Raw genomic sequence first — 20,960 nt, forward strand, 5'->3', positions numbered from 1 at the left:
GGAAAAAAAGTGTACCGTCTTCTCTTTTTGTCAATAATTTTTCTGAAAAAATTGCTTTTTAAAGAAAAAACTGGTAAAATTAGTAAGGTTACAGAACCGAAAAGAAAACTGGGGGATGAAAAATGCGAAACTGGTTTCGCGGACTGAAACTGAACCAAAAATTTACCGTAACAACGTTGATCTTTATTTTTATTCCGCTTTTTGGCATGATGTGCTTTGGGTTTAGGAGTATCAAAAAGAATGCCATAGATCATGGGGTAAATGAAGCAGTAACGGCAATAGATCTTACCTGTGCGGAGGTGAATGCAAAAGCGAATGCCTGCTCAATGGTTGTAGATACGCTGCAGGAGTATGAACCGTTGGAAAAATATCTTCTTCATCTCAGGAGGGGAGAGGAGATCTCGGAGAGCTATTATCAGCAATTTCGAAACAACAGCATCAGCATAATCGATAAAATGCAGGAGGCAATGCCAGATCTGTACCAGATCCATATTTTTGCCATGGCAGATGGTTTTCTGGAGCAGCAGCCGATCCTGTACCAGAAGGAAAAGATGAAAAACTGCGCCTGGTACCGAAGCTATCAGGGCGGAGGACAGTGGTTTTTTGACATACAGGAAAAAAATATTATCTCCGGTACAAAAAAAGAAGGTTCCCATTTGATGACTTATGTACGGGAACTGCGGGATCAAAGCGGAGGAAGGCTTGGCGTGATCGAGGTATCCATGCGTATGGCAGACATATTTCCCGAAATTTATCGATCCGGTGACAGCAGCTGGGCCTGCTTTGTTGATGAAAATTGGAATTTATATGACTGCGGAAAAACAGCGGCAGCCTGCAAATGGCAGTCCTATCGGGGGCTGATTCTGTTCCGGGCAGGAATCCGTGACAGAAAAGAGAGTCAGCAGAGCGCGGTGATTGACCGGAAAAACGTTGCAATTGTGCTTCGGAAAGTCGATAAACTCAATGGAATGTTTGTAACACTGACCAATTTGGATGATGCAACCGGAAACATGATCAAACAGCAGCAGAGAATGCTGCTTGAATTTGCCGGCTTCGGGCTGCTTCTGATTGTGGTGGTCAATCTGATTGTGCGTGGCCTGCTGAAGGAGTTTTATGACGTCCTGTGTGAGATGCGTCAGATTGACAATGGAACAACAAAGATAAAGGTTTGTTACAGCGCAGAAGAGATGCGGGAAATGAGCTATGGTATCAACGGAATGCTGGAGAGAATTCAGAAACAGAACGAGGAAAGCATCAAAAGGGAGGCAGCGCTGAAAGATACGGCAATCCGGGCAATGCAGAACCAGATTAACGCTCATTTTATTTATAATGTTCTGGAATCCATTAAGATGATGGCTGAGATTGATGAAGAGTATACGATTTCCGATGCGGTAACAGCACTTGGTGAAATGCTGCACTACAATATGCGCTGGAATAAATTTCTGGTAACCGTTCAGGATGAGATGAATTATATTCAGAACTATGTGGAACTGATGAATCTGCGGTATGATTTCACAATTACATTATCTGTTCAGATACCGGAAAATTTGTATCGGCAGGATATCCCCAAGATGTCTCTTCAGCCGATTGTGGAAAATGCAATCACACATGGAATTGAGGAGCTGGATGCAGACGCCGTCATTGAAATCAAAGGAATAGAGCATGAAAAGAGCTTTGAGATTGAAATCACAGATTCCGGAATAGGCATGTCAGAAAAGCAGCTTGCAATTCTGAGACGTAAACTAAGAATGCGCCTGAATTCAGATACACAGCCGAAACATGGAATCGGGCTTCGGAATGTACAGGACAGAATCCACATTCAATTTGGAACAGAGTATGGACTGTCAGTTTATACAAAAGAGCATTGCTATACGAAGGTGAGCATTCATCTTCCCATCACGAGGGGGAAATATTCTCCGATGGATCAAGAGGGTGACGAGAAAGAGGAAGAAAAAGAAAATGAATACACTGCTGGTTGTAGAAGATGAAAAATTGATTCGACAGGGAATCGTGGCGATGATCCGGCGAAGCAGCGTGCCGGTGGAGGAGATTCTGGAGTGTCGAAACGGAGAAGAGGCATTGGAGATTTTGAGAAAACAGAGGGTGGACGTCATGTTCACTGATATCCGTATGCCCAAAATGGACGGTCTGACACTGGTCAACAAAATGGAGGAGCTGTCACAGAAACCTGTTGTTATTGTTTTAAGTGGCTATGATGAATTTTCCTATGCGGTTGAAATGATGAAACATGGAGTTCGGGACTATATTTTAAAACCGATCAAGCGGGAGACGATAGAACAGCTTCTGGAAAATCTGGAACGAGAGCTTTCGGAGACCCGGGAAACGGAAGAAGAGGAAGAACGGTGCTTTTTAAATCAGCTCCGTTATCTGATGATGAATGCAGAAATGGCCGAAGAAAAAGAATGGATGGATATGGAAAGCAGGATCCGGCGCCACATCGGAAACGACAGCTTCCGGATCCTGCTGACCAGCAAGGCAAATGGGGAACGGTTTTCGAAATGCAGCGGAATTCTGCTGGAAGGCGTAGAAGGAGGAGTTCTGTATCTTCTGCCGGAACCGGAGGCAGAGCGGATCATGAAAGAAAAAGATGAGAGATTTTGTCTCGGAGTGGGAAAAGAACATCGTTCTGTGATGGAAATTCCAGAGGCATACCAGGAAGCACTGCTGGCCCGGGAAATGGCATTTATACAGAAAAATCCTGTGGAAGAATATCAGAAAAAATGTTTTGAGGAAAAGCCGGAGCTGGCACAGTTTCAGGAAAAATTTATTCTGCAGGTGCCAACGGACCGGGCAGATACTGTGCTGCGAAAAATGCGGAACTGGTATTTTGAGGCGGCGCATCAGAGGGTCTCCCCCTATCAGCTTCTGACAGTGACGGAAGCAATCTGCAAAGAACTGGATCTTTTTTACCGCATGCCGGAAAAACAGGAAAAATGTCCGCGTCCTCTGCAGTACCGTGATGCAGATCTGTTTCTGGATGCGTTTGAAGAATGGATACACGTTTACAGGGAAAGCCTGAAAAGTCAGACAGCCGGAAAAGAAAAAATGGAAGAGGCAATTTCATATATTCGGGAAAATTATGCAAAAGATCTGAATATGGCAATGGTATCTAACCATATTTGTATGAATTATTCGCTGTTTTCAGCAGCGTTTAAAGAACATACCGGTGTGAATTTTGTGAACTATCTGAAGGAGATCCGCATTGCGGAGGCAAAGCGTCTGTTGATTCAAACAGAAGATAAAATTACGGAAATTGCCAAACAGGTTGGATTTGAAAATGATAAGCATTTCATGAAATCATTTAAAACGGCATGCGGCGTATCACCGTCTGAGTTCCGAAAAGATTATAAAATGGTTTCCAACGGAAAGGGAGGACAGGATGAGTAAAGAAAAAGAAACCGGAAAAGAGAAGGGAAGAATCCGCCAGCTGGCGCGGTATTACATTCCATATAAGGGATTGTTTTTTACCGACATGTTTTTTGCAATGCTTGGAGCAGCCATTACACTGGTGATTCCGCTGATTGTACGGTATATTACGAGTACGGTTGTGGAAAAGCCGCTGGAGCAGGCAACGGGTGAGATTATCCGCCTTGGTATTCTGATGATTGCTATGGTTCTGGTTGAAATGTACTGTAACTTTTATATTGCCTATTACGGCCATGTGATGGGGGCGCGGATTGAGCATGATATGCGGAACGAGATCTTCGGCCATTATCAGAAGCTTTCGTTTGCTTTTTTCGATAACCAGAAGGTCGGCCATCTGCTGTCACGCATCACAAGCGATCTGTTCGATATCAGTGAGCTTTTACACCATGGGCCGGAGGATATTGTCATTTCGTTTATCAAACTGATCGGCGCGATGATTATCCTGTTTGTGGTAAATCCGATGCTGGCATGTGTGCCGCTTGTGGTTATTGTGGTGATGCTGCTGTTTGCCTTGGTAATGAACAGCCGCATGAAGAGTGCATTCAAGGAAAACCGCCGCAGAATTGCGGATATCAATAGTCAGATCGAGGACAGCCTTTCGGGGATCCGTGTTGTCAAATCGTTTGGAAATGAGACAGAGGAGATGCGTAAGTTCAATGCGGGAAATGACCGTTTTGTCGATTCGAAGAAGGTCAGCTACCGCTATATGGGAATTTACAATTCGGGAATGGGAGCCTTTTCGACGCTGATTACCGTTATTTCGCTGATTGTCGGCGCATTGCTGATGACAGGCGGGAAGCTTGGGGCGGCGGATCTGGTTACCTTTCTTCTGTACATCAACAACTGTACAGATCCGGTGAAAAAGCTGGTGAACTTTACGGAGCAGTTCCAGAATGGTTATTCCGGTTACGAACGTTTCCTGGAAATTATGAGCATCGCACCGGACATCCAGGACAAGCCGGATGCACTGCCACTGAAGAATGTGCAGGGAGAAGTAACCTTTGAAAACGTTTCGTTCCATTATGAGGAGTCGAAGGAAAACGTGTTAAGCAATGTGAATCTGCATGTCCCGGCCGGCGACTATGTGGCACTGGTCGGCAGCTCCGGCGCCGGAAAGACGACACTCTGTTCTCTGCTTCCGCGTTTTTACGATGTGACAGAAGGAAGGATTCTGCTGGATGGAAAGGATATCCGCGATGTGAAATTGAAGGATCTGCGCGATGAGATCGGTATTGTGCAGCAGGATGTGTATCTGTTTGCGGGAACGATCATCGACAACATCCGCTATGGCAGACCGGATGCGACCGACGAGGAGGTCATCCGCGCAGCGAAAGCGGCCAATGCACATGAATTTATCATGGAGCTGGCGGACGGCTACGACACCGATATCGGCCAGCGCGGCGTAAAACTTTCCGGTGGCCAGAAACAACGGCTTTCTATCGCCCGCGTATTCCTCAAAAACCCGCCGATCCTGATTTTCGACGAGGCAACCTCAGCGCTCGACAACGAAAGCGAAAAAGTCGTCCAGAAATCTTTGGAACTTCTGGCGAAAGACAGGACAACCTTCGTGATTGCGCACCGGCTGTCCACAATCCGGAATGCAAAGCGGATTCTGGTGCTGACGGAGAATGGAATTGCGGAGGAAGGCACACATAAGGAACTGCTCGCGAAGGGCGGGATTTATGCGCATTTGTATGAGATGCAGTTTTGATGAAAATTTCATTAGTATGACAGAAAGGCAGCGGAAGAGAAACCGCTGCCTTTTTTGACACTTTCTTATTTTCTTCATACTCTATAAAGAACAGAAAATGAAAGAGGAACATGGTATGGATTCATCCCGTATGAATCGCGGCTGCTGCGGTGCGAACAATATGCAGAACCGCCGCGCCGCTTCAAACAATATGGAACTGAAGATGGAACCAAGGAATTTCCCGCGGAAAATGCAGCATGTAGATCATATGATACCTGCAATGGCGTACGTTCCGATGCAGCGGTTTGAACAGATCTATGATCTTTCCGCTGCATTAAAAAATGGAACCTTATTTCCGGAACTCTGTAAACCATTCTGTGGAAAGGGAGGAGGAGAGTGCCTATGATGCCGCAGATGCCATCCCGTGAAAAGCTGCTCGCATGGATTGATCAGGTCAGCTTTGCTGTTGTTGAAATGAACCTTTACCTCGACACCCACCCGGAGGATGAAGATGCACTTGCCTTTTTCCGGGAAAAAGTGGAGCTTCGAAAAGAAGCACTGAAACAGTACGCCGAACAGTACGGCCCGCTCACGATCGATACCGCCAACGACCGCATGAGCCGTTCTTTCGAATGGGTTATGCAGCCATGGCCGTGGGAAGTCAACCGGAAAGGAGGGTGCTGACGGATGTGGAATTATGAAAAACGCCTCGAGTATCCTGTAAACATCACGACACCAAACCCCAAAATCGCCCAAATTATCATGAGTCAATACGGTGGCCCCGACGGAGAGATGGGAGCTTCCATGCGGTATCTGTCTCAACGTTTTACGGCACCAAATCGGATTGTAGCAGGTGTTTTAAATGACATCGGGACAGAAGAACTCGCACACCTTGAGATGGTTTCAACGATCGTTCATCAGCTCACCTGCAATCTTTCTCTGGAAGAAATTCAGAACTCTGGTTTTGCCAATTACTATGTAGACCACACAACTGGCATCTGGCCGCAGGCGGCTGGCGGAGTTCCGTTTAATTCTTGTGAGTTCCAGTCGAAAGGTGATCCTTTGACAGATTTGTTCGAAGACCTCGCTGCGGAGCAGAAAGCCCGGTCAACGTATGATAACATCCTTCGTTTGGTAAAAGATCCTGAAGTTGCAGATCCGATTCGTTTCCTGCGGGCACGTGAGGTTGTGCATTTCCAGCGTTTTGGTGAAGCACTGCGTTCTGTACAGGATGAATTGAATTCGAAGAACTTTTATGCGTTTAATCCGTCGTTTGATGCAAAGACTTTCTGTGCGGCACCGCAGCCAGGGGCAGGTCAGGGGAATTGCTGCACAAGATAGTAAATTAAAAATCAAAGAACAGCACACCACTGGAAAATCCCATCTGAAAAACAGGTGGGATTTTTTGGGTTTACAGTAAGAAAATCTTATCCAGTCGTAAATCATTATCCCATCATAATATAGAAAAAAGACTTTCAAAAACAGAAAAGTCAGAAAGGATGTTCCATGGAAGCAATGAATTATGTAAAGCCCGAACTCATCGTCGTTGCGTTCGTGCTGTATTTTTTCGGTGTTGCTTTGCGGCAGGCGCAGGCGGTGAAGAATAAGTACATTCCGCTGATCTTAGGCGGCATCAGCATGGTGCTGTGTGCGGTTTGGGTGATGGCGACGAGTGAGATTGAGACGGCGAAGGAAGGGGCGATGGCGGTTTTTACGGCGGTCACACAGGGGATTCTGGTGGCGGGGCTGAGCAATTATGTGAATCAGATTATCAAGCAGATCCATAAGCCGGAGTGAACGGCGCTTCAAAAAATCTGTGTTATGCCGGAGCAGTCGGAACCGTCAGAAAGGGGAGAATATGAGAATTGATCGGTCGTATCTTGGCAATCAGAATACGTATGCGGAAAACAATCCCAAATGTATCGTAGTCCACAACACCGACAACTTCGCAGCAGGTGCCGATGCGCGGGCACATGCGAGAGCACAGCATGACGGGAATTTCCAGAACATTTCCGCACACTATTACGTCGATGACGGTGACACAGCCTACCAGGCGGCACCGCACAGCCGGGGGTGCTGGCATGTCGGCATTAATTACGGCGGAAAAAATCTGTTTCAGCAGTACGGCAACAAGAACAGCATCGGTGTGGAGATGTGTGTGCAGGCCGGGTATAATTATGAAAAAGCATTTGAGAATACTGCGGCACTGGTGCGGGAGATCATGCGGGAGACGGGGATTCCGCTGGAAAGAGTCTATCGTCATTATGACATCTGCAGCAAATACTGTCCGAGCCAGATCATGAACCGCGGTGACTGGGACCGCATGAAGCGGATGATCGGAAGCGGTGCAGGGAGCACAGGAACGGGAACAGCAGGCAGCGGAACAGGAAAAACGTATGCGCCCGGGATCTATCAGGTGCAGACAGCGGCCCTCAACATCCGTCAGGCACCGGATGCGGACAGCAGGATTGCCGGAACGATCCGGGATCAGGGAAGCTACACGGTGACGGAAATCCAGAACACAAGCTGGGGACGGCTTCTCTCAGGGGCAGGCTGGGTCAACTGCCATACAGCGTATTGCCGTTATGCCGGTCCCGCAAAAGAAAAATCGGCAGAGACAGCAAAGTCATCCGGAAAGACAGTCGCAGAGGACGGAATCTGGGGCGAAAATCTGACGCGCCGTCTGCAGGAACTTTTCGGCACACCGCAGGATGGAAAAATCAGCAATCAGCTGGCCGTCAACCGGAAATTCTGTGATGGCATCACAGCCGCCGAGTGGGACAGTACGCCAAAAGGCGGATCGGCCCTTGTAAAAGAAATGCAGAAATGGGCATCGGCCGGCATGGACGGCTATATCGGTCCGCAGACAATCCTCGCCTGGCAGAAAAAACTCGGCACGCCGATCGACGGCACAGTAAGCAGCCCATCCGCCATGGTAAAAAAACTACAGAAGTGGTGCAACCAGAAATAGAAAAAAGAATACTCAAAGACCCGGTTTTGTGTTATACTGGAAGATAGTTTAAAATGAACAGAAAGAAAAAGAGCTTCAAAAAAGACTCGAAGTGTCAAATGTAAAATACAAAAGAGAAAAAATAAAGGTAATTTTTGCATACAGATTCATCGGGGGGAATTGCGGCTGACAGGAGAGAACAACAGCAGATGAGAAAAAAGGCAGTAAAAAATGCAGGAATGATACGAATTTATCTGAATATGGCATGGAAACTTTTGCAGAAAAACCTGCTTAGCATCGTGATATTTGAGACGGTCTACCGCCTGTTTTCCAACCAGCTGGTTTCAAGACTCGCCAATGCGGCGATCAACTTTTCCTTAAAACAGCTGGGAACGAGTTATATGACATCGGAAAACTTCAACAAGATCATGCTGCATCCGCTGACCCTTCTGCTGATTTTTGGAATTCTGCTTGTTTTCTTTTTCTGTATGCTGTTTGAAATCTATGCTGTCATGGCGGCTCTGGAGGCCTCCTGGAAACGAAAACGGATTTCCGTTCCTGTCATGATGCTTGCCGGCGGAAGAGGAGCCGCACAGTTTGTGCGCGCCCGCCCGTGGACCTGGTTTTTCTACATGGCAGCGAGCTTCCCGTACCTTTGGCTGCACAGCAGCTACAGCGCCATCCGCAGTATGAAACTGCTTCAGGTTTCCCTGACGAAGATTTTCAATGCCTTCCCGGCATACTGGATCCCGCTGGTGCTGACGATTCTGCTTGTCGCGTTCTCGTTTGCGTTTTCCTACACCATCCCTTTCCGGTGCATGATGACGGAAAAAGAGAAAAATACTCATCTGCGGGTGCGCCAGACACTGGAAAAACGCGTGCTGCGTGAGCTTGGCATCAACGTCTCTTTCCAGGTGATGATTTTTCTGATTACGTGGGTTCTGTATCTGATTTTCGGAACGGCTGTCGTTGCCTATGCAAAGCTGGTGAAAACGCCGTCTACCGTTGTCAGTACCGTCATCGTCTACGGTGACTGGGTCAAATCGACGATGAGTCTGATCGGCGGAGCGTTCGGCCTTGTCGGAAGCATTACGTATCTGTATCTGATTTTTATCCGTTCCTCCCGAAAGGGCTACCAGAAGAGCCGGACAACGAAAAAGCCGAGTTCGAAGCTGGTACGCACCTTCTGTGGTCCGGTAACAGCGGTGGTTCTCACGATCGCCATGCTGGCGGGAGAAACGGTTTATCTTGTATATGCCATGCGCGCAACACGTGCAGAGGCAACGGCTTCCTCCCAGTATATTTCGGTGTCAGCGCACCGGGGCGGAGCCAGAAAAGCACCGGAAAATACGATGAGCGCGATCAAATATGCAGTGGACAGCATGTCGGATTACGCGGAGATCGATGTACAGGAGACGAGTGATGGTGAGATTGTCCTTATGCACGACACAAATCTGAAGCGGACAACCGGTCTGAATGCCAGCATCTGGACCCTGACCTACGATGAAATCAGCCAGCTCGATGCCGGTGTACGATTCAACAAAAAATTCCGCGGCGAGCAGATTCCGAAGCTGGAAGAAGTCATCGCGTACGCGAAAGGAAAAATCAACCTGAATATCGAAGTAAAATACAACGGCCACAACCAGAATATTGTCAAAAAAGTGGTGAAAATCATCGAGGACAATGACTTTGTGGATCAGTGTGTGCTGACTTCCATGAACTACAATTTCCTCAGGCAGGCAAAGAAAATCAATCCGGATATCAAGACCGGGTATACGATGAAAATGTCGTACGGAGGCCTGGAGGATATGGACGCGGCGGACTTCTTTTCTGTAAAATATACGTACATCACAGAAAGCTTTGTAGAGCATGCGCACAGTCTTGGTAAAGAAGTCTGTGCCTGGACGCTGAATTATCAGGGAGATATGCAGCGGATGGTCAACTGCGGCGTGGACAACATTATCACGGACGATCCGGAGCTGGTGCGTAAGGTTATCCTCGGAACAACCGACCGAAATCCGGGCTTTGTCAGTCTGCTTGGCTATGCACTGAAATAAATGGAGTAAAACAATGGAGGTGGAAACTTCATGGCAGAGAAAGTAAACATGCCATCCCAGAAGAAAGAAAAGAAGAAAAAGAGGAAGAAAAAACTTCCTTCGGATTTTTATGATTATAACCTGCTGGCCTGCACTATTTTGCTGGTCAGCTTCGGACTGATTATGCTGTACAGCGCGAGCGCCTACGAGGCGGCCAGCACATTCAAAGGAAATGATATGTATTATTTCACGCATCAGGCGGGGCTTTCTGCTATTGTTCTGGTGGGGATTGTGATATTGTCGAAGTTTGTAGATTATCATAGTGTATGGTTCCAGCGGATTGCAGCACTGGTATACTGGGGAAGTCTCCTTCTGATGGCGGCGGTAAGGTTTACGCCGCTTGGTTATGAAGCCTACGGGGCGAGAAGATGGCTCCGGATCGGCGGTGTCAGTCTTCAGCCTGCGGAGATTGGAAAGCTGGGGCTGATTCTGTATTTGCCATACATTATCCTGAAGATGGGAAAAAATATGCGTACCAGCCGCGCCAAAGCGATTGTCCTTGGACTTGGCGTGCTGCAGGCGCTGGCTGCGTGGATTCTGACGGACAACCTGAGTACCGCCATTATTCTGGGACTCATCGCCTGCGTCATTTTGTTTCTGGCGGACCCGGAGGTAAAATTTTATGCGCGTGTGATTCCGGGCGCGGCGGTAATTGGCGTTCTTGCGATTATCATTTTAAAAAATAATCTGCAGATCTTTGAAAGAATAGGCGGTGACTTCCGGTCGAATCGTATCTATGAATGGCTTTCTGGAGGCAGCTATCAGATTCTGCAGGGACTTTATGCGATTGGATCCGGTGGATTTCTCGGAAAAGGACTTGGCAACAGTACGCAGAAGATTACAACAATTCCGGAAGCACAGAACGATATGATCTTCTCGATCATCTGCGAGGAGCTTGGAATATTTGGCGCGCTTCTTGTATTGCTGCTGTTTGGCTACTTGCTGTACCGTCTGTTTGTGGTTGCACAGAATGCGCCGGACGCGTATGGAATGCTGATGGTGAGCGGCGTTTTTGCACATATTTCCATTCAGGTTATTCTGAACCTGTGCGTTGTTCTGAAACTGATGCCGGCAACGGGAATTACCCTTCCATTTATCAGTTACGGAGGAACATCGGTGCTCTTTATCCTGACGGAAATCGGCATTGCCCTGTGCGTCTCCCGCTTTATTGTGTTCCAGGATGGAAAGAGCGGAGAAGGAGAGGCACAGGCGGAAGAACAGTAAAAGTAGAAAAATCTATTGACAAATGCCGGAATAACAGATACACTTTTTTCGAAAGAAATACTGGCTGCCGGGTAGAGGCAGGAAGGAGCAGAACAATGTTAGAAAAGATAAAAGAAATTTTAGTAGAACAGCTCAACTGTGATGCAGACAGCATCAACGAAGATACCTCTTTTAAAGATGACCTGGGTGCAGATTCCCTGGATCTCTACGAGATGGTTATGGCATTAGAAGACGAGTACGGAATTGAAATCGACACCGACGAACTGACAGACCTTTCTACCGTCGGCGACTTTATGGAATATTTGAAACAGCACGGCGTAGAGGTCTGAAAAAGAGCATTGCCGCTGGCAAAAGTGGAAGGATGGTGCAGCTCGGAAGAAACGCCGGGCTGTTTTCCATTCTAAATAAATGGTGGAAGGGAACAGACAAAAGGATTGTTCCAGAAAAACCAGAAATCAGGAGAAAAGAAAAATGAGCAATGTAAAAACAAGATTTGCACCGAGCCCGACAGGCCGGATGCATGTAGGAAATCTGCGTACTGCCCTGTATGCGTATCTGATCGCAAAACACGATGACGGAACCTTTATGCTCCGTATCGAGGATACCGACCAGGAGCGTTTCCAGGAAGGCGCACTTGATATCATCTACCGTACCTTAAAAGAGACCGGCCTGGTACACGACGAGGGACCGGACAAAGACGGCGGCTGCGGCCCGTACGTACAGAGCGAGCGTAATGCAGCAGGTCTGTACCTGAAATACGCAAAACAGCTGGTAGAGCAGGGTGACGCTTATTACTGCTTCTGTGACGCAGAGCGCCTGAGCCAGTGCAAGCGTAACGTAGGCGGAAAAGAAATCTCGATCTACGACAAACACTGCCTTGGTCTTTCCAAAGAGGAAGTAGAGGCCAATCTGGCAGCCGGCAAACCGTACGTCATCCGTTTCAATATGCCGACCGAAGGAACCACAACCTTCCACGATGAGATCTACGGAGACATCACCGTAAACAACGAGGAGCTGGAAGACCTGATCCTGATCAAATCCGACGGATATCCGACCTACAACTTCGCAAACGTCATCGACGACCATCTGATGGGTGTAACCCACGTTGTCCGCGGTAATGAGTATCTGTCCTCATCCCCGAAATACAACCGTATTTACGAGGCATTCGGCTGGGAAGTTCCGGTTTACGTACACTGTCCGCTGATCACCAACGAGGAGCATCAGAAGTTGTCCAAACGCTGCGGCCATTCTTCTTATGAAGACCTGATCGATCAGGGCTTCTTAAAAGATGCCATTGTCAACTTCGTAGCCCTTCTTGGATGGAGCCCGGAAGGAAACCGCGAGATCTATTCTCTCGAGGAGCTGGTAAAAATCTTCGATTACCACCACATCAGCAAATCTCCGGCCGTTTTCGATATGACAAAACTCCGCTGGATGAACGGCGAGTACATGAAGGCAATGGACGACGAGAAGTTCTATGAGATGGCGCTTCCGTATATCCAGAAGACAATCCACCGTCCGCTCGATTTTAAGAAAATTGCAGCCATGGTAAAAACAAGAATCGAAGTATTCCCGGATATTGCAGACCTCATCGACTTCTTCGAGGAAGTTCCGGAGTACGACGCTTCGATGTACACTCACAAAAAGATGAAGACAAACGAGGAGACCTCCCTTGCACTTCTTCAGGAAGTAAAACCGCTGCTGGCAGCGCAGGAAGATTTCAGCAATGATGCTCTCTTTGAGATGCTCAGCGCATTCGGAAAAGAAAAAGGATACAAGACCGGTTATATTATGTGGCCGATCCGTACCGCTCTTTCCGGAAAACAGATGACACCGGCCGGCGCAACGGAAATCCTTGAGGTTCTGGGAAAAGAGGAGTCTCTTGCCCGCATCGACAAAGCGATTGAGAAATTATCCAAATGATATATAATAATTCACAGAAAAAAGCGGTGATGCATACCACCGGCCCCATGATGGTCCTTGCCGGACCGGGGTCGGGGAAAACCGCAGTGATTACGGGGCGGACCTGCCAGCTTGTAACGAGCGGCATTTCCGCCTCTCGTATTCTTGTCGTAACATTTACGCGTGCGGCGGCAAAAGAGATGAAGGAGCGGTATTTGAAGGCGATGGGAAAGACGAGTACCCAGGTCACCTTTGGAACGTTCCACGGGGTATTCTACGCGATTCTGCGCCATACGTACCGCATGTCCGGCAACAATATTTTAAGCGAGGAAGAGAAAAGGCGGCTGATGCGCGAGCTGGTCAACCACTATGCCAGAGACCTGGAGGAAGAGGATCTCGAGGAAAATCTGGCGCGCGAAATCAGCACTGTGAAGAACAATCAGATCCCGCTGGAACATTACTATTCCGCCTGTATGCCGCAGGAAAAGTTCCGCGAAATCTATGAGGCGTATGAGAAATGGCGGAAGGAGAACAAAAAACTCGATTTCGACGATCTGATGGTGCAGTGCAAACGTCTCTTTCTGGAGCGGCCGGAGGTCCTTTGCGCCTGGCAGCAGAAATTTCAGTATATCCTGATTGACGAGTTTCAGGACATCAGCCCCGTGCAGTATGAGATTGTGCGGATGCTGGCGCTGCCGGAAAATAACCTCTTTATTGTCGGGGATGACGATCAGTCGATTTATCAGTTCCGCGGGGCCAAGCCGGAGATCATGCTGAATTTTCCGAAAGATTACCCGGGCGCGGCGCAGGTAGTGCTCGATAAAAATTACCGTAGTACGGAATTTATCGTGAAGCGGTCCCAATGCCTGATCCACCACAACAAAAAGCGGTATGAAAAGGCGATTTCCACCGACAACGAGAAAGGCGCTCCGGTTGTAATCCGGGGATATAAGAACCCGCGCGAGGAGATGCGTGCCGTTGCCGAGGAGCTGCGGGAGGCGGAGAAAAACGGCTGTCCGTATGAAGAGATGGCGCTTTTGTTCCGCACGAATCTTGGCTGCCGGACAGCAGTAGAGGAACTGATGGAAGCACAGATCCCGTTCCAGATGCGGGATGCCCTGCCGGATCTCTATGACCACTGGATTGCGAAAGATCTGCTGACGTATCTGAATCTTGCGATGGGAAGCCGGAAGCGCGGCGAGTTTTTAAAGATTGCCAACCGCCCGAACCGTTATTTGTCGCGGGATGCCTTTGAGGAGGCGACTGTTTCGTTCGATGCACTTCTGGAATATTACGAAGAAAAAGACTGGATGTGCCAGCGGATCCGCAAACTGGAGCAGGATATCACGACACTGACGCATTTATCGCCGTTCGGCGCGGTCAATTACATCCGCTATGCGATCGGCTATGAACAGTATGTGAAGGAATATGCTGCATACCGCCATCTGAAAGAGGATGATCTGATTTCCGTTTTGGACGAGCTGCAGGAGGCGGCAAAGACCCAGAAAAGCATCGAGGGCTGGTTTGCACATATTGAGGAATACCAGCAGAAGATGAAGGAAAAACAGAAGCAGCGCGCAGAGAGTGCGGAAGGAGTTATGGTTTCCACCCTGCACAGCGTCAAGGGACTCGAGTACGACAAGGTCTATCTTCTTGACGTCAACGAGGGTGTAATGCCGTATCAGAAAGCAGTCCTTGCGGAGGCGATCGAGGAGGAGCGGCGGATGTTCTACGTCGGAATGACGCGCGCCCGGAAAGAGCTGACGCTCTGTTACGTGGAGGAACGGTTTGAAAAAAAAGTCGAGCCGTCCCGGTTCCTGGACGAGGTGATCCAGTAAATTTGTACTGTTGTGAAAGATGTTGAAAATAAATTTACTAATTGATAAAATTTTAACAAATAATACATTGACAAAGTTTTAACAATGAAGTATAGTAATACCTGTAAGCGGGAACAATAAGATGACCGCAAAGCGAGGAGGAAAAACATTATGAAAATTTTATTTTACGATACCCAGAGCTACGACAGAGAATCTTTCGACCGAACCAAAGAGCAGTTTCCAGAAATTGAAGTGGAATATTTAAAAACCGGCCTTGCTGCAAGAACCGCTTCCCTGGCAAAGGGCTACGATGCCGTGTGCGCCTTCGTAAACTCCGATGTCGGAACAAAAACCGTAGAAGCACTGCATGAGGCAGGCGTCAAGCTGATCCTGATGCGCTGCGCAGGCTTCAACAACGTAGATTTAAAGACAGCTGCAAAATACGGCATTGATGTACGCCGTGTACCGGGTTATTCCCCGGAGGCTGTAGCTGAGCATGCGATGACACTGGCCATGACGGTCAACCGCCACATGCACAAAGCATATACGAAAGTAAGAGAAAACGACTTCAGCCTGGGCGGACTGATGGGATTTAACTTCTATCAGAAGACCGCCGGAATCGTCGGAACCGGAAAAATCGGTGCGGCTATGGCAAGAATCTGCCGCGGTTTCGGCATGAAAGTCATTGCTTACGATGTATACCAGAATGAATCCTTAAAAGATTTTGTTACGTACGTAACTCTTGATGAACTGCTGGCACAGAGTGATCTGATCTCCCTGCACTGCCCGCTGATGGACAGCACATACCACATGATCAACCGCGAGAGCATCAAAAAGATGAAAGACGGCGTGATCCTGGTCAATACGTCCCGCGGAGGTCTGGTAAAGACAGACGACCTGATCGAGGGAATCCGTGCAAGAAAATTCTTCGGCGTCGGCCTTGACGTATACGAGGAGGAAACCCCGAACGTATTCGAGGACCGTTCCGATGAGATTCTGGAGCACTCCACCACAGCACGTCTCCTGTCCTTCCCGAACGTTATGATCACTTCACATCAGGGATTCTTCACCGAGGAAGCACTGCGTGCGATTGCAGAGACCACACTGCAGAATGCGCTGGATTTCGAGGCAGGAAAAGAGACCCCGAACATTGTCCGTGCATAATGGAAATCCACTAGAAAACAGTTATCTTATAAGAGAACAAGAGACAACCCATTTTCGGCGGGTTGTCTCTTTTAAATTATGAGAAAATAGTGTATGATGGTAGATAGCAGAAAAAACGGCCAGAGAAAAACACTGGCCGGATACAAAAGGAGAGCAGGATTTTATGGACTGTAAAGAAGCAGAAAAATTAATACAGCCATACGTGCAGGGAAATATGCCGGAGAAAGAGATGGAACCGTTTATTTCCCATATCCGGAAATGCCATACATGCCACGAGGAACTGGAGACATATTTTATTGTGAACCGTGCGATGGCATATTTTGAGGATGACGCGCCCGATTCCTACAATCTGACAGGACTTCTGGAACGCGATCTGGAGAAAAAAGAGGAAGAAGCGAGACACCGCCGGTACAAAGATACGTTTTTCCGGGTGCTGATGCTGATTCTCGTTCTGTTTCTGGTGCTCCTGGCTCTGCACTATTTTGAAGTGATAGAATTACCCTGGCTGAAAGGATTATTATGAGTGATAAAATCGTATTACTGGACGGACACAGTATTCTGAACCGGGCTTTTTACGGCGTACCGGATCTGTCCAATGCAGAAGGACTGCACACGAACGCCGTATATGGATTCCTGAATATTCTGTTTAAAATTCTCGATGAGGAGCAGCCGCAGTATCTTGCCGTGGCGTTTGACCTCCATGCACCGACATTCCGCCACAAAATGTATGACCAGTACAAGGGAACGAGAAAGCCGATGCCGCAGGAATTGCGCGAACAGGTCCCGGTGATCCAGGAAGTGCTCGCAGCAATGGACATTGAGATTGTCACAAGAGAGGGCTATGAGGCGGATGATATCTTAGGAACGCTCGGCCGCAAATGCGAAGCGGAAGGGATGGAAGTTACGATCGTATCCGGAGACCGCGATCTGCTGCAGCTTGCAACGGACCACATTCTGATCCGGATTCCAAAGACCGTAAAGCGTGTGACGACGATCGAAAATTACCACACGGCAGAGGTGTTGGAAAAATACAGTCTTCTCCCGAAACAGATCATCGATCTGAAAGCGCTGATGGGCGATACCGCAGACAATATCCCGGGTCTGCCGGGTGTCGGCGAGAAAACCGCGACGAAAATCCTGCTGCAGTACGAGACACTGGAAAATGCGTATGCACATTTCGAGGAGATCAAACCGAACAAGGCAAAAGAGGCGATGCGTGATCATTATGATCTGGCGGAATTAAGCAAAAAACTTGCAACGATTGATACCGATGCGCCGGTGGAGCTCGACCGTGAAAAAGCGGCACTCTCGAATTTTTATACACCAAAAGCGTATGAGATGTTCAAACGTCTGGAGTTTAAAAACCTGCTGGGCCGCTTTGAGGAGACGAATGCAGAACCAGAGGATGCCGTCTTTCTGCGCACCGTAACGGATTTTTCCGAGGCGGAAGAACTCTTTGGAACCATCGCGAAGGAGGAGAAGGCAGGAGCCGCTCTTCTGACAGAAGAAACCCCTAAGGACGGACCGATGGCAGATCGGAGCCGTTCACTTGTCGGTATGGCAGTTGCGTATGGAAGCGGAGAGCCGGATGTTGTTTACTTCCCAGCAGAAGGTTTCCTGACCGGAGATTATTTAAAAGAAAAATTGACTGAGCTGCAGAAGCAGATTCCGCTTTTCTGCGTCATGGACGGAAAAGAATTTCTGAAGGATATGCCGGACGCCGATGAAGCCCATCTGTTTGATGCCGGAATTGCCGCGTATTTATTAAATCCATTGAAATCACAGTATTCGTACGATGATATCGTAAAAGAGTACGTACACCGCTATGTGCCGGCAGTGGAAGAGATCTTCGGCGGAAGCAAGATTCCGACCGCAGGAAAGATGACGCCGGAACAGCAGGAGTCGTATGCAGGTCATCAGGCGTATGCTGTATTTGCCGCACAGGAAAACATGGAAAAGCTGCTGAAGGAGCAGGGCATGTGGGATCTGTACCGGAATGTGGAGATTCCGCTGGTGTTTACGCTCCGTCAGATGGAAGCGGATGGAATCGCCGCAGAAAAAGAAGCACTTTCCGTTTACGGAGCTGAGCTGGCGGAGCGGATCGGAGAGCTGGAGGCACAGATCTACGAGGAGGCCGGCGAGGAGTTCAACATCAATTCCCCGAAGCAGCTTGGCGTGATTCTGTTTGAAAAGCTGCAGCTTCCGGGCGGCAAAAAGACCAAGACGGGTTATTCCACTGCCGCCGATGTGCTCGAAAAGCTCGCACCGGATCACAAACTTGTTGCCGATATTCTGGAGTACCGCCAGCTTGCCAAACTGAAATCGACGTACGCCGACGGTCTGCAGGCCGTGATCGGGAAAGATGGAAGAATCCATTCGACATTTAACCAGACCATCACCGCGACCGGCCGCATCAGCAGTACCGATCCGAATCTGCAGAACATTCCGGTGCGGATGGAGCTTGGCCGTCTGATCCGGAAAGCCTTCGTGCCAAAGCCTGGCTGTGTCTTTCTGGATGCCGACTATTCCCAGATTGAGCTCCGCGTGCTGGCCCATATGTCGGGCGATGAAAACCTGATCGAGGCGTACCGCGAGGCGGAGGATATCCACCGCATGACGGCATCGAAAGTGTTCCATGTGCCGCTTGAAGAGGTAACACCGCTGCAGAGAAGAAATGCGAAGGCGGTCAACTTCGGTATCGTATACGGCATCAGTTCGTTCGGTCTGGGCCAGGATCTCGGCATCAGCCGGAAAGAGGCAGAGGCCTATATCCAGCAGTATTTCGAGACGTATCCGGGTATCCATGAGTTTTTGAACCGCTGCGTGGAGGATGCCAAAGAGAAAGGCTATTCCGTGACGATGTTCGGACGCAGACGGCCGATGCCGGAACTGAAATCGAGCAACTTTATGCAGCGGTCATTCGGCGAGCGCGTTGCGATGAATGCGCCGATCCAGGGAACGGCGGCGGATATTATTAAAATAGCGATGATCCGCGTGGCGAAACGGTTGAAAGAGGAGCAGTTAAAGACCAGACTTCTTCTTCAGGTACACGATGAGCTGCTGCTGGAAGTGCCGGAAGACGAGCTCGAAAAGGCAGAACAGATCCTGGAAGAGGAGATGACCGGGGCGGCACATCTGGCTGTCAAACTCGAGATCGATATGCACACAGGAAACAACTGGTACGAGGCGAAATAGCGCACTCATACCAGGAGCGAAAGGATACAAAAGAATGAAAGTTTTTGGAATTACAGGCGGCGTGGGCGCTGGAAAAAGCGAAGTGCTCACGTACCTTGGACAGAATTATGATGCAACGGTGATCCAGGCGGACGAGGCAGGTTACCTTGTGATGCTGCCGGGCGGCGAATGCTATGGAGAGATTGTGAAGCTGTTCGGCAGACAGATCACCACAGAGACCGGCGAACTTGACCGGAAACGGATTGCTGAGATCGTTTTTCAGGACGAAGAAAAGTTAAAAGCCCTGAATTCGATCGTTCATCCGGCGGTAAAACGGTATATCAAAAAAGCCATTGCAGCCGCGGAAAAAGCAGGGACGGAATACGTCTTTGTGGAGGCCGCACTCTTAATCGAAGAAAAATATGATGAAATTTGTGATGAACTGTGGTATATTTATGCGGATGAAGAAGTCCGGAAGGAGCGATTGATCGAAGGACGCGGCTATTCCGAGAAGAAAGTTCGCGAAATCATGGCAAATCAGCTTTCCGAGGATGAATTCAGCAGCCACTGCGATTTTGAAATCGACAACAGCGGCGATTTTGAGGAAACAAAAAAACAGTTAGACCATAGGATGAAAAAATATGAAACTTTGTAGTATTGCAAGTGGTTCGAGCGGAAACTGCATTTTCGCGGGAAGCGAGACCACAAGCCTTCTGATCGATGCGGGCATCAGCGGAAAACGCGTGGAGGCGGGGCTGGCTGTTCTCGACCGCAGCGCGAAGGAGCTGGACGGCATTCTCGTGACACATGAGCATTCCGATCATATCCAGGGCCTTGGCGTGCTGGCGCGCCGGTATGGTATTCCGATTTACGCAACGGATGGAACAATTCAGGCGATGCAGCAGACGAAGAGCCTTGGAAAGTTTCCGGAGGGGATTTTCCACACGATTCACGCGGATGACACGTTTACACTGGGAGACATCGCCGTACATCCGTTTACGATCTCCCACGATGCGGCAGAGCCGGTCGGCTACCGCATGGAATCCGGCGGGAAATCGATTGCGATTGCGACGGATCTTGGCGTTTACAGCGATTACACGGTTCAGAATCTGACCGGGCTGGATGCCGTTTTGTTAGAGGCAAATCATGACGAGAACATGCTTGCGGTCGGACCGTACCCGTATCCGTTAAAACAGCGGATCGCCGGGGCGAAAGGCCATTTATCGAACCTGGCGGCAGGCCATCTCCTCTGCGAGATTCTGCACGACAATCTGCAGGAAGTGCTGCTCGGCCATCTGAGCAAGGAAAATAATTATGAGGCACTGGCCTTTGAAACCGTGGCCTGCGAGGTCACAACGGGTGATAATCCGTATCACTCGGGTGATTTTCATCTCGCTGTCGCTAAAAGAAGCGAAGTATCACCGTTAATTGAGGTTTAAATATACATTTTTAGAGCTACATACCATGTTTTTCGCAAGGCCGCCATTACCGGTTTT

At 48.8% G+C, this 20,960-nt stretch carries 18 protein-coding genes; all 18 read left to right on the top strand.

The genetic code is table 11. From position 1 onward, the window contains the following. The first annotated feature begins 122 nt into the window (after positions 1-122). The 18 genes from DW915_RS11360 to DW915_RS11445 all read left to right on the top strand — a co-directional run bounded on the left by DW915_RS11360 (position 123) and on the right by DW915_RS11445 (position 20,903). Complete coding sequence (locus tag DW915_RS11360; protein WP_117761785.1) at positions 123-1,988, top strand: sensor histidine kinase; 1,866 nt, start codon at positions 123-125, stop codon at positions 1,986-1,988. Continuing rightward, on the top strand, positions 1,960-3,408 hold the full coding sequence (locus DW915_RS11365; protein ID WP_055218831.1) for a response regulator: 1,449 nt from the start codon (positions 1,960-1,962) through the stop codon (positions 3,406-3,408). Before DW915_RS11360 ends, DW915_RS11365 begins: the two co-directional genes overlap by 29 nt. Then, positions 3,401-5,158, top strand: a complete 1,758-nt coding sequence (locus DW915_RS11370; RefSeq protein ID WP_117761784.1) for an ABC transporter ATP-binding protein — start codon at positions 3,401-3,403, stop codon at positions 5,156-5,158. The genes DW915_RS11365 and DW915_RS11370 overlap by 8 nt, the downstream gene beginning before the upstream one ends. A 115-nt stretch (positions 5,159-5,273) precedes the next feature. Further along, positions 5,274-5,543, top strand: a complete 270-nt coding sequence (locus DW915_RS11375; RefSeq protein WP_238033462.1) for a spore coat associated protein CotJA — start codon at positions 5,274-5,276, stop codon at positions 5,541-5,543. Next, the gene (locus tag DW915_RS11380) at positions 5,540-5,821 is read left to right on the top strand and encodes a spore coat protein CotJB (protein WP_022462706.1); all 282 of its coding nucleotides are present in this window, start codon (positions 5,540-5,542) and stop codon (positions 5,819-5,821) included. The genes DW915_RS11375 and DW915_RS11380 overlap by 4 nt, the downstream gene beginning before the upstream one ends. A 3-nt stretch (positions 5,822-5,824) precedes the next feature. Continuing rightward, on the top strand, positions 5,825-6,478 hold the full coding sequence (locus tag DW915_RS11385; protein WP_118742162.1) for a manganese catalase family protein: 654 nt from the start codon (positions 5,825-5,827) through the stop codon (positions 6,476-6,478). A 165-nt stretch (positions 6,479-6,643) separates the two neighbouring features. After that, a complete protein-coding gene (locus DW915_RS11390; RefSeq protein ID WP_022462708.1) occupies positions 6,644-6,934 on the top strand; it encodes a phage holin family protein in 291 nt (96 codons plus the stop codon). Positions 6,935-6,995: 61 nt separating this feature from the next. Beyond that, positions 6,996-8,108, top strand: a complete 1,113-nt coding sequence (locus DW915_RS11395) for an N-acetylmuramoyl-L-alanine amidase (protein ID WP_118601377.1) — start codon at positions 6,996-6,998, stop codon at positions 8,106-8,108. Between the two features lie 188 nt (positions 8,109-8,296). Continuing rightward, positions 8,297-10,144 (top strand): glycerophosphodiester phosphodiesterase, encoded by a 1,848-nt coding sequence (locus DW915_RS11400; protein WP_118742163.1) that lies wholly within the window; start codon positions 8,297-8,299, stop codon positions 10,142-10,144. 30 nt (positions 10,145-10,174) lie between these two features. Continuing rightward, positions 10,175-11,407 (top strand): FtsW/RodA/SpoVE family cell cycle protein, encoded by a 1,233-nt coding sequence (locus DW915_RS11405; protein ID WP_243033825.1) that lies wholly within the window; start codon positions 10,175-10,177, stop codon positions 11,405-11,407. Between the two features lie 95 nt (positions 11,408-11,502). Further along, positions 11,503-11,736 (top strand): acyl carrier protein, encoded by a 234-nt coding sequence (acpP, locus tag DW915_RS11410; protein ID WP_022462712.1) that lies wholly within the window; start codon positions 11,503-11,505, stop codon positions 11,734-11,736. 142 nt (positions 11,737-11,878) lie between these two features. After that, the gene (gene gltX / locus DW915_RS11415; protein WP_022462713.1) at positions 11,879-13,330 is read left to right on the top strand and encodes a glutamate--tRNA ligase; all 1,452 of its coding nucleotides are present in this window, start codon (positions 11,879-11,881) and stop codon (positions 13,328-13,330) included. Continuing rightward, complete coding sequence (locus DW915_RS11420; protein WP_022462714.1) at positions 13,327-15,147, top strand: ATP-dependent helicase; 1,821 nt, start codon at positions 13,327-13,329, stop codon at positions 15,145-15,147. The genes gltX and DW915_RS11420 overlap by 4 nt, the downstream gene beginning before the upstream one ends. Positions 15,148-15,297: 150 nt before the next feature. Beyond that, positions 15,298-16,290 carry a 2-hydroxyacid dehydrogenase gene (locus DW915_RS11425; protein ID WP_022462715.1) on the top strand — a complete coding sequence of 331 codons (993 nt, stop codon included), beginning with the start codon at positions 15,298-15,300 and terminating at the stop codon, positions 16,288-16,290. Between the two features lie 163 nt (positions 16,291-16,453). Continuing rightward, complete coding sequence (locus DW915_RS11430; protein WP_022462716.1) at positions 16,454-16,813, top strand: zf-HC2 domain-containing protein; 360 nt, start codon at positions 16,454-16,456, stop codon at positions 16,811-16,813. Beyond that, positions 16,810-19,485: a DNA polymerase I gene (polA, locus tag DW915_RS11435; protein WP_118742164.1), complete on the top strand. Its 2,676-nt coding sequence runs from the start codon at positions 16,810-16,812 to the stop codon at positions 19,483-19,485. The genes DW915_RS11430 and polA overlap by 4 nt, the downstream gene beginning before the upstream one ends. Before the next feature lie 34 nt (positions 19,486-19,519). After that, the gene (gene coaE, locus DW915_RS11440) at positions 19,520-20,119 is read left to right on the top strand and encodes a dephospho-CoA kinase (RefSeq protein ID WP_022462718.1); all 600 of its coding nucleotides are present in this window, start codon (positions 19,520-19,522) and stop codon (positions 20,117-20,119) included. Beyond that, the gene (locus tag DW915_RS11445) at positions 20,106-20,903 is read left to right on the top strand and encodes an MBL fold metallo-hydrolase (RefSeq protein WP_055218850.1); all 798 of its coding nucleotides are present in this window, start codon (positions 20,106-20,108) and stop codon (positions 20,901-20,903) included. The genes coaE and DW915_RS11445 overlap by 14 nt, the downstream gene beginning before the upstream one ends. Positions 20,904-20,960: the final 57 nt, after the last annotated feature.

Source organism: Blautia sp. AM42-2, from assembly GCF_003480245.1.
Lineage (GTDB): Bacteria > Bacillota > Clostridia > Lachnospirales > Lachnospiraceae > Fusicatenibacter > Fusicatenibacter saccharivorans.